We start from the raw sequence: 1,435 nt of genomic DNA, 5'->3' as shown, positions 1-1,435 counted from the left end.
CTTTCCTGCTCACCTGCGACTCCTTCCTGGCACTGCACGCACGCGACGGATCGGACAGACAGACTGCCTCTCTCTAATCGGCCTTGATCGGGTCTCGCCCGGGGCCATGCGATTAACCGCACCCGCAAGCCTTGATCCTACGTCGGCGGTGTCAGGCAAGCGGAGATCAGCCGCCCGCCTTGTTGATCCGCCATTGGGTTAGCCAGGTTCCCTGCGGGTCGGTCTGACCTGTTCGTCTATCGCTGATGCGCAGTTGCCATTGCTCGGTTGTGCTCAGGCCCGCTGCCAGGCCTGCGGGTTGTAAGCCTCGCCCTTCGCCAGCACCGCCCACAGCTGCCGAGCGTGCTTGTTGGCGATGGCGATCAAGGTCTTGTGGTAGCCAATCCGTCCGCTCAGCGCGACGATCCACTGTTGCAGGCGGCTCAGCGTGTCGGGCGATTCCCGCCGCTGTTTTCGCATCGTCGCGGCCAGCACGCTGCGGGCGCCCTGCACGAGCAGGGTTCGCAGATAGTCGTCGCCTCGCCGGGTGATCCTTCCGAGCTTCGTCTTGCCGCCGCTGCCCGACTGGCTGGGCGTGAGGCCGAGCCACGCGGCAAATTGCCGCCCGTTCTTGAACATCGAGGCGTCACCCACGCTGGCGGTCACCGCGTCGGCGGTGATGAGCCCGACGCCGGGCAGATCCCGCGCCCGCTTCGCCAGTGGATCGTCCGCCTGCTGGACCGTGATCTGCCGGTCGCACTCGCCGATCCGGGCATCCAGCGCGTCGAGCTGGTCGCGCACGCTCTGGATCAATCCCCGCAGGGCGGGCGACAACGCGGTGTCGAACTCCCGATCAGCCAGCAGCGCCCGCAGATGCCTGGGGCCGGGATCGACGATCAGCCCGAATTCAGCGAGCAGCCCTCGAACACGGTTCAGGAGCGCGGTGCGCTCCTCCACCCAGCCGATTCGCAGGCTATGCCAGGCCAGGCGCTGCTGCTGGGCTTCGGTCTTGACCGGGATGAAGCGCATGCCGGGCGAGCGCAGCGCGATCAGGATCGCTTCGGCGTCGGCCCGGTCATGCTTGACCGACTGACGCTTGCGGTACGGACGCACGAACTCGGCCGCCATCAACCGCGGGGCCAGGCCCAGACGCTGTGCCGTACGGCCCCAGTGGTGGGCGCTGCCGCACGCTTCCATGCCGATCACCGTGCCCGCCGGCAGCGTACCGAGCCAGGCCAGAAAGCCCACCCGATTGAACTCGCGCCGCGCCACGATTCGCCCGGCGCAATCCGCCACACAGGCCACGAAGACATTCTTTGCCAGATCCACACCGACCGTCGTAGCATCCATTTGGACTTCCCTCCTCGCCGTTTCAGATTGACCTTCAGCAATTCAATCTTGGCACTTCGATGCCGGGTGGCAAGCCCACCGGGCGGGTGGGGGAAGTCCCTTTGTA

The 1,435-nt window shown here is 66.5% G+C and carries 1 protein-coding gene; it reads right to left on the bottom strand.

Translation table 11 applies throughout. The annotated features are described in order from the left end of the window. Positions 1-273: 273 nt before the first annotated feature. Complete coding sequence (locus tag QQK25_RS22885) at positions 274-1,329, bottom strand: IS110 family RNA-guided transposase (RefSeq protein WP_284190034.1); 1,056 nt, start codon at positions 1,327-1,329, stop codon at positions 274-276. Positions 1,330-1,435 lie beyond the last annotated feature (106 nt).

This window comes from Zoogloea oryzae (genome assembly GCF_030161255.1).
In the GTDB taxonomy this organism is placed as follows: Bacteria; Pseudomonadota; Gammaproteobacteria; order Burkholderiales; family Rhodocyclaceae; genus Zoogloea; species Zoogloea oryzae.
Note: the sequence above shows the minus strand (reverse complement) of the source record. Positions and strands in the feature narration are given on the sequence as shown.